This is a genomic window from Bradyrhizobium valentinum, assembly GCF_001440405.1.
GTDB classification, from domain to species: Bacteria; Pseudomonadota; Alphaproteobacteria; order Rhizobiales; family Xanthobacteraceae; genus Bradyrhizobium; species Bradyrhizobium valentinum.
In genome coordinates this window covers 51,886-60,414 of sequence record NZ_LLXX01000090.1, presented here as the reverse complement: position 1 = coordinate 60,414, position 8,529 = coordinate 51,886, and the positions used below count along the sequence as shown (strand labels likewise).

At 65.0% G+C, this 8,529-nt stretch carries 5 protein-coding genes and 1 tRNA gene; 3 read left to right on the top strand and 3 right to left on the bottom strand.

Annotated elements, in window-relative coordinates; all coding sequences use genetic code 11:
• Together pbpC and CP49_RS13765 are read right to left on the bottom strand one after the other, a co-directional pair.
• The coding region (gene pbpC / locus CP49_RS13770; protein ID WP_420807610.1) for a penicillin-binding protein 1C at positions 1-1,500 on the bottom strand (1,500 nt) is incomplete at its 3' end.
• 110 nt (positions 1,501-1,610) lie between these two features.
• On the bottom strand, positions 1,611-6,821 hold the full coding sequence (locus tag CP49_RS13765) for an alpha-2-macroglobulin family protein (RefSeq protein ID WP_057850780.1): 5,211 nt from the start codon (positions 6,819-6,821) through the stop codon (positions 1,611-1,613).
• 316 nt (positions 6,822-7,137) lie between these two features.
• Between CP49_RS13765 and CP49_RS13760 the strand changes: the two genes are divergently transcribed.
• The 3 genes from CP49_RS13760 to CP49_RS13750 all read left to right on the top strand — a co-directional run bounded on the left by CP49_RS13760 (position 7,138) and on the right by CP49_RS13750 (position 7,966).
• Positions 7,138-7,214 (top strand) — tRNA-Arg (locus tag CP49_RS13760).
• Between the two features lie 29 nt (positions 7,215-7,243).
• Positions 7,244-7,519, top strand: a complete 276-nt coding sequence (locus tag CP49_RS13755) for a hypothetical protein (protein ID WP_057850779.1) — start codon at positions 7,244-7,246, stop codon at positions 7,517-7,519.
• Between the two features lie 189 nt (positions 7,520-7,708).
• Positions 7,709-7,966, top strand: coding sequence for a hypothetical protein (locus CP49_RS13750; protein WP_057850778.1), 258 nt, complete (start codon positions 7,709-7,711; stop codon positions 7,964-7,966).
• A 67-nt stretch (positions 7,967-8,033) separates the two neighbouring features.
• On the opposite strand, the gene CP49_RS13745 is transcribed toward CP49_RS13750, so the two are convergent.
• Positions 8,034-8,312 (bottom strand): hypothetical protein, encoded by a 279-nt coding sequence (locus CP49_RS13745; protein WP_057850777.1) that lies wholly within the window; start codon positions 8,310-8,312, stop codon positions 8,034-8,036.
• Between the last annotated feature and the right edge of the window lie 217 nt (positions 8,313-8,529).

The following is an 8,529-nucleotide window of genomic DNA, read 5'->3' as shown; positions in this document are numbered from 1 at the left end:
GGCCTGGTCCATCAGCCGCATCGGCTCGCGATCGTCGTTGGCGAACATGATCTCGCGGAGCGGCCGCGCCGCGCCAAGCCGCGCGAGCCCGGCATAGAGCTGCGCCAGATCCTGCAAGCTGACGCCGACGCCGCCCAGCCCCATCGCAAGGCCCGGCGCTTCGTCCTTCGGCAGCAGAAGGTTGCCGCCGGCCTGCTTCAACCGCGATGACAGCCGGCTGGAGCCGACGCGATCGAGCAGCGCTATCGCGGGCACATTCAGCGAGAGCTGCAGAGCCTTGCGCACCGGCACCGTGCCCTGGAACGTCATGTCGAAATTTTCCGGCGCATAGGAGCCGAAACGAATGGGACGGTCGTCGATCAGGCTTTCCGGATGCGCAAAGCCATCCTCGAACGCGAGCCCGTAGATGAACGGCTTCAGCGTCGATCCCGGCGAACGCACCGCGCGGGTCATGTCGACCTGTCCGGCACGGCGCTCGTCGAAATAATCCGACGAGCCGACGCGGGCCAACACGTCGCCGCTTTCATTGTCGACGGCAATGATGGCGACCGAAATGTTCGGCCCCTGCGCCACCGCACGGTCGCGCGCCAGCGCCTCCAGCGTTTTCTGCAAGGTCGAATCCAGCGTGAGCTTGATGGTCGGCGTATCCGTCACCGTTGCCATCGCGGCGTCGGAGGAATGCGGCGCCAGGATCGGCATCGGCTTGCGCAATCGCGGCACCGCCGTCGCCTTCGCCTGTGCCGCGTCTTCTTGCGACACCACGCCATCCTCGACCATCCGCGCCAGCACGCGGTCGCGTGCGGCGTGCGCTGCTTCCGGATAACGGTCGAGCCGGCGGCGTTCCGGCGATTGCGGCAGCGCGACCAGCAATGCTGCTTCCGCGAGCGAAAGCCGCTTCGGCTCCTTGCCGAAATAGGCGATGGAGGCGGCGCGGATGCCTTCAAGATTGCCGCCGAACGGCGCCAGCGCCAGATAGAGATCGAGGATGTCGTCCTTGCTGAGCTGCCGCTCGAGCTGAAACGCGCGCACGATCTGGCGCAGCTTTGCATACACCGAGCGCTCGCGCCGCGGCTCCATCAGCCGCGCGAGCTGCATCGTGATCGTCGAGCCGCCGGAAACAATGTGGCCGCTAGTACCGAACTGCAGCGCCGCGCGCCCGAGCGCCAGCGGATCGACGCCGCCATGCGACCAGAAGCGGCGGTCCTCATACGCCAGCAGCAGTTTCAGATAGCCGGGATCGACCGCGGTCTTCGCATCGACCGGCAGCCGCCAGCGTCCGTCCGCCATCGCATAGGCGCGCAGCAGCTTGCCGTTGCGATCGACGATCGTAGTCGAGACTTTGCGCGCCTGCTCCAGCGGGAGTGGCCCGAGCGAACCAACCCAGGCGGCGAAGGCGGTGGTGACGACTATGAGCACGAAGGCCAGAGCCACCGCGATCCCCAGAAAGCGGCGGCGCCCACCGCCAATGCCGTCATGGCCGGGCTTGTCCCGGCTATCCACGCCTTCTCCGTCCGCGCCAAAGGGCGTGGATGCCCGGGACATCTGCGCGAAGACGCGCTTCGCGCTTTTGCCCGGGCATGACGACGGAGAGTCTTTTCTGCCCACCTCGCTCATTTCGCCGGACGCACCTCGACCGAGCCGGTGCCGGAGCGGCCGTAGCGCGAGGGATTGTACATGTCCTCGACATAGGCCTGCGGCAGTACGTATTTGCCCGGCGAGACCGCGCGCACGATGTAGGCCACCGTGAACACCGACTTGTCGTCGCTGGCGCGGTCGATCGCCGCCGTGAAGCGGTCGTCGCGGAACTCGGTATGCTCGGGCTCCTCGCCGTCCTCGATCCAGTCCAGCGTGCCAGAGTCACCCGACGACACCAGGCGCGGGTTGTCGATCTCAAGGCCCGCCGGCAGATAGTCGGCCACCATGATGTGCCCGTATTCCGGCTTGGCCTCGGTGATCTTCAGCACCACGGCGAAGCGGTCGTTCTGTTTCGCCTTAGTGACGTCGGCCGGCTTGCCGTCGAGCATGAAGTAATTGCGCTCGATCTTGAAGCCGTTGGAGGCCGCGGGCTCAGGGGTAACAGGCGAACCCGAGACCGAGACCACCGCCTGCAGCGGCGCATCGCCGGTGTTGGTGATCTTGACCGGCTTGCCGGCCATCGCCTCGGCCTTGTAGCTGCGATAGACCGCCGCCTTGACCGGCGATCCATCGATATCCAGCGCCAGCGTTTCCTTCGATAGCGCACGCGCGGCCAGCACGAGCCACGCATTCTCCTGCGTCGAGGTGTAGGGCGAAAGCCCCCGCGCCACTTCGACGCGCTGGACGGCCTGCGTCAGCGTCGCCCGCGGCGCGTTGCCTTCGCTGGCGAGCGAGACCAGCGCCGCCGCGTCGCGCAGCGCCGAGCCGTAGTCGACGCGGCCGAACTCAAGTACGGGTTTTGGCGCCAGCGCATCGAGTGCCGCGCCATAGACCCGCTCCGCCCGCGTCTTGTCGCCGACCAAGGCCAGCGCCGCCGCAAGCTGCGATTTCGCAATCGGGGTCGCGAGGTTGTTCAGCTTGGTGTCGGCGAGATAGCGGAGGTCGCCGATTGGCGCGGCACCATTGCGGGCGAGCACGTAGAGTCCATAGGCCAGATCGCGGCCGCCGTCCTTCTCCGGCTCGTTGGCGTTGACCACGGAGTTCCTGATACGCTCGAGCGCGTTCTTGAACAGCACGTCCGGCACCGCAAAGCCCTTTTCGCGGGCTCGGGTCAGGAAGTCGGTCACGTAGGCATCGAGCCAGGCGTCGTCGCCGCCCGTCGACCACAGTCCGAACGAACCGTTCGAGCCCTGCCGCGCCAGCAAGCGTTCGATGGCGTCCCTGATGCGCTGGTCGACGGCGGTATCCATCGCCAGATGCGCGCCGGCCGCGAGATCGTTGACATAGAGCAGCGGCATCGCCCGGCTGGTGATCTGCTCGGAACAGCCGTGGGGGTAGCGATCCAGCGCCTTCAAAATGGTTGCCGCATCGAGCGCGGTGGAGAGGCCGACCGACAGCGACACGCTGCCGGTGCCCGAGACCAGGTCGGAGAACATGTCCGAGGTCAGCGTCAAGCTCTCGCCTTTTGCCAATGTCCGGATCGACCGCCGCGCCAGCACCTGCGTCGCCGCCTTGACGTCGAGCGCATAGTGCCGCGCCAGCGTCAGCCCGTTCGGGCCCTTGATGTCGACGTCGAGATTGGCGGTGCCCGCGCCGCTGGCGTCGAGCGCCAGCGCCATCGACGTCCGCTGCTTGGCCGCGAGTTTGACTGACGTGGTCGAACTACCCGTCACTTTAACCGGACCCGACGTCTTCACGCTGATGCTGTAATCGCCGGGTGCGCCCTCGACATTGTCGAGGTCGAAACTCATCGTGCCGTTGTCGCCATTGAGCAGAAAGCGCGGCAGCGTCGCCGTCAGCACCACGGGATCGCGCACGGTGACGTCGATGGTCGCCCGGCCGAGCTTGGTCGCATTCCACGCGACCGCCATCACCCGCGCGGTGCCGGCGAATTCCGGAATGTCAAAACTGATCTCGGCGGTGCCGTCGGCCCCGACCGTGACAATGCCGGAATAGAGCGCGAGCGGCTTTTGCGTGGGCGGTGAGCCCTGCATCTCGGCGCCGGCGGAATCGCCGCCGGTCCTGATCTGGCCGCGGGTGCCCTGCATGCCGTCGATCAACTGCCCATAGAGATCGCGGATTTCGGCCGTCAGGCGGCGCTGGCCGAGATAATAGTCGTCCGGCGCCGGCGGCTTGTAGTTGGTCAGATTGAGAATGCCGACATCGACCGCAGCGACCACGATCTTGGCGTCCTCGCCCGGGTTGAGTCCGCCGAGCTTGACCGGAATCTTCAAGCTGGTGCCGGGCCGCACCAAAGGCGGCGGCGACAGCGCGACCTCAAGCGTGCGCGTCTTCTTGTCGATGCCGAACCACTTCAGGCCGATCGCCCGCCCCGGCATCCGTAGCGCCGCCGCGTCGAGCGGCCGGCGCAGCGTTGCCAGCACATAGGCGCCCGTGCCCCAATCCTTGCCGACTGTCAGCTTGACCTGCTGCGTGCCTTCCTTGACGTCCACGGTCTGCGTCGTCAGCAGGCGATCGCCGAGCACGTTGACGGTCAGTTTGCCGGCCGTGCGGGCATTGACCGACACCACCATGGTATCGCCGGAGGCGTAATCCGGCTTGTCGATCGAGGTCTCCAAGAGGTCCGGCGTATCGGCGCTGCCGTCAGAGTACCAGCCGACGTCGAACTCCACCGACGTGACCGGACCGTCCGCTTCGGTCGATTTGACGTCAAGGCGATAGCGGCCGGGCTCCGGCGAGACCGACACCCGCGCCGCCTTATCTGATGTCAGCGTCAGGTCGCCATCGGCGACGCGCTTGGTCGATTTGACCGGCTCGTATTCCCAGGACGAGTTCTGGCGATACCACTGGTAGCGTGACTCCATCTTCAAGAGCTCATAGCGCAGGCCGTCCCGCGCCAGTTGCTTGCCGTCGGGACCGACGAACACGACGTCGAACTCGGCCTTGTCGCCCTCCGCAACACTCTTGTCAGCGAATAGCGGCTTGATGCCGATCAGGGCCGCCGTTGGCGCCACCGGCAGCACCAGCTTGCGCTCGACCGCACGGCCGCCGGTTTCCACCATGCGGATGAAGATCTGCGCCTCCTGCGGACGGGTCGAGGTCGGCGCCTTGGCGAGCGACACCGGGAAGGTCGCAACGCCATTGGCGTCGGCCTCGGGCAGGTTCTCGATCGGGGTGCGCTCGTTGGAGGCGGTTTCCTCGTCCGCCACGCCGAACTGGTAGCCGGGATAGCCCGGCCGCCCGGAGGCTGCAGGTGCGACCAGCATGTCGCCCTCGAGCTGCAGGCCCGAGGCGGGCGCGCCGTAAAGGAATTTGCCGGCGACCTTAAGTTCAACGGGAGTCTCAGCCTTAATCATCTTCTCCTTGGCCGAGACGTCGAATTCGATCCGTTCGGGGACGTAGTCCTCGACCATGAAGGTGGTCTCGCCGATAGACGAGCCCTTGGGGTCGGTGAACGCCCGCACCCGCCAGGTCCCGGTCGGTACCGCCGAATTGAGCGCAACGGCCATCGAGCGCCCGCCCGCGCCCTGATCCGGCAGCACGGCGCGGCGGAATTCGACGCCGTCCGGCCGCTCGATCACCAGCGTCAGCGGCCCGCCGGCCAAAGCGTTGCCCTGCCCGTCGCGCAGCAGTGCGGTCAGGTAAACCGTTTCGTTTGATCGGTAGACGCCGCGCTCGGCATAGACGAAGGCGTCGGCGCCGGGAGGCACCACGCGCCCCGATACGCCGCGGTCGGTGAGATCGAAGGCGTTGGTCTTCAGGCTGAGGAAGGCGTAGTCCGCCTTCTCGCTCGTGACCGTCAAAAGCGCCGGCGACAGCCCGCCCTCGCCGCGCGCCAGCCCCGCCTCGAACAGCACGTGACCGGCATCGTCGGTCTTGCGGGTGGCCAAAATCTCGTTGTTGCGTGCGACCAGCCGCACCTCGGCTTTCGCGACCGCTTCCGTCGAGGCCAGCGAATTGACGAACACATGAATGCCGTCATTGCCGGAAAACGCCGTCAGTCCCATGTCGGAGACAATGAACCATTGCGTCGCCAGCGAGCCGTCATCGTCGCCGCTGCCGGGGCCTTTGGCCGCGGCTGTCATCACATAGACGCCCGGCTGCAGGTCGCCGAGCGCCTGGTCGACCGGGAAAGCCGTCACGACGTCCTGGTTCAGCGTCGAGGCGGTCGCGAGTTCGCCGGACCAGACCTTTACGCCGCGCTCGTTACCGAGATCGGAGAGCTGGTAGCTGGAGAGCGTCTTCTGGAAATCGCTATCGACCACCGTGTTGATCAAATTGCGGTCGCCGATCCGGAACACGTTGACGTTCACCGACGGCGTATTGACGCTGACCAGCGGGATGCCGCGCTGGCCGGTGCGCGGCAGCACATAGGCGCGCCCCGTGAAGCGCACGAACGGCTTGCGGTCGCGGACATAGATGTTGAACTCGGCCGATTTCGGCAGGGTCTCCTTCACCGTGGAAGGCAGGCCGGCGCGCAGATTGATGTTGTAGCGCTCGCCGTGCTTCAGCCCGTCGACGCAGAGCTGCTTGCCCTCGCTCGTCAGCGCCGGCTTGTCGGTGCCGGCGAGCGCCAGGAACGGCGCAAAATCGATCCGCTTGGCGAGATCTTCTGAGAACTGGAAGCAGGCCCGCGGCGAGGCCCCGTCGGAATCGACGGTGTAGTCCAGAAGCCGGAAGCCGTGCTGGTCGCGCATTTTCTCATACTGGCCGCGGACTTCGGCGACCTCACGCATGTCGAGCGACAGCCGCAACGCGTCCAGCGCCGGACGCCACAGCTTGCGCTCGGACATTGCCCGGCCCAGCACGGCCAGCGCATCGGCCTCCTCGGCCTGGTTGCCGGCGCGCTGATAGGCGATGTAGGCCGCGGTCGAGGCGCGCTCGTACAGGAATGTCTGTTCGCTGGAACTGGCGGAACGGATCTGGAAGATGGTTTTGGCGAGTCGCAGCCAGTTGGCGCTGTCTTCGGGCGTAGTGGCGGCGATCTGCCCGAGGATCTGCAAGCCCACGCGGAAGTCGGAGCGCTTGAAAGCGGCGTCGGCATCGGCCCGCAGCGTCGCGGAGGATTTCGCGACCGGCCCGGCCTCGCTCTTGATCTGGGCCTCCAGCTTCACCGCCGAATCGGCGAGTTCGTCACGCTTGAACGCCTTGTCCGCGGCCCCTGCCGCCGTCAGGCCAAGCGCCAGCGTGGCGCAAATCACTGTGGCGCGAACCAAACCGATCATGATGGGCTCCCTGCCGCGGACGACGGCCGCGTAACGTCAAAAAAGGCGCGAAAAGGTGACGGACTGATGGCGGTCACATCGGCTTGCGAAAAGGTCGCATGCATGGCGTCGGCAGTCCAAGCGGTCCGGGCCACCCCCGAGCGGCGGCTGGCTTTGTGTCAGGGGCGGACCATGCGAAACGGCCCACCGTCTGCCTTAGTCGCGAACTTGAGGAAATCGGTTCGACCGGCTTGGCGGGAAAGCGGATTTTTCATATTGGCAGTGTTAGATAAGGAAGGCCTATAAGGCGGATACCCAGGGCGGCTACCGCCCGGACGGTCCCATAGCTCAACTGGATAGAGTAACGGATTTCTACTCCGTGGGTTGCAGGTTCGAATCCTGCTGGGATCGCCATTCGCCTATGCCGATGCAATAAGAGTTTCTTGCAGTTTCGGCTTCGTTCCAACAACCAATTCCGTGTTGCTAGGCGCAGCGAGATTGATCACATCGATAACAATACTCGCCGTATCGGCCTTGCCGAGGACGAACGCGCAAGGCTAGCCACTGCGGTTCAGGCTGAGAGATGTTCTGGCGGCACGCTCGAGCTGGACGAAGACGATCAGCAGTTCGAGGTTGACGATGCCGTATGTGCGGATGGAAGGAAATATGACCTCAAGTTTGATACGCAAATGCGGCTAAAGCGCAAAAATCTGGACTGATCGGTCATGCGCCGCCGAGCTGCTTGTGCCACGGGTCGCCGTTTCGAATCCTGTTGGGATCACCCAAAATAAGGCTGGCCGTGGCGCGCTATTCGCAATTTCGACGTTATTCTCGACTCGACTTGGACGCGAGCCTACGATGTCGGCCGGGAATTGCTTCCGTTGCCCTGACAAAGGATGCGGGTCGTAATGCCAAAGAAGGGAATCACCGGCCACGACGAGTGGGTCATGACGGAAGCGCTGGCGACGGCGCTGGTCGCGCTTGAGCAGCTTGAACCGACGCAGCAATCGCGGCAGCAGATCGACGATATCCGGAAATTGTTGGCCGCCAATTGCCAGCCCGGGACCCTCAACCTGCATCTGGCCCAGGCGAAATGCCGACTGAATCCCCTCACCGATCGCGCCGCCATCTATCGCGAATACGGATTTGAGGACTGGGAAGTCTGAAATGCGGGGGTACCCGCTGGAGCAGCCTCGCAGCGCCCCGGCAGCCTCACAGCCCTATTTATTTTATTCACCAGCCGTAGGTGCCAAGCGCAAGCGGCCGCTTTGGTGGAGCCTTGGCCGTTCGGGTCGTTTCGGGCTTCAGGCAGCGCCGCGCCGCTTCGATGTCGGCATCACTGGCGCCCTTGCTTCGCGCCCACTGCTCGGCGGCGGATGCACTGTATTGCGCCACGTAGTAGCGCACGACAGGGCACGAAATTCGACGCAAGACCCCGGACTGTTCACCAGCAAATCCGGCGCTCGATGTCACAAGACACAGCGCCAGCACGCACATCAAACGTGAGTACATCTGATTCCCCTCTGTGTATTACAGAGGTCACGGCTTTCGCCAACGCATCAAGTCTGATTGTGAGTTCCGCGCACGGAACAGCCGAAGCTGTGTTGAAGCCGCAACTACGACAAGGCGGCGCCCGGTCGAGCGCGAAACGCAGCGACATATCGACAATCAAAGCGAGTGACGGCACGCTGTGCCTACTTGAGGGCGCATTGTGATGGAACCGACCGAC

Coding starts and splice junctions, on each gene's coding strand:
- CP49_RS13745 (WP_057850777.1), bottom strand. CDS start 8,312: ATGTACTCACGTTTGATGTGCGTGCTGGCGCTGTGTCTTGTGACATCG.
- CP49_RS13765 (WP_057850780.1), bottom strand. CDS start 6,821: ATGATCGGTTTGGTTCGCGCCACAGTGATTTGCGCCACGCTGGCGCTT.
- CP49_RS13750 (WP_057850778.1), top strand. CDS start 7,709: ATGCCAAAGAAGGGAATCACCGGCCACGACGAGTGGGTCATGACGGAA.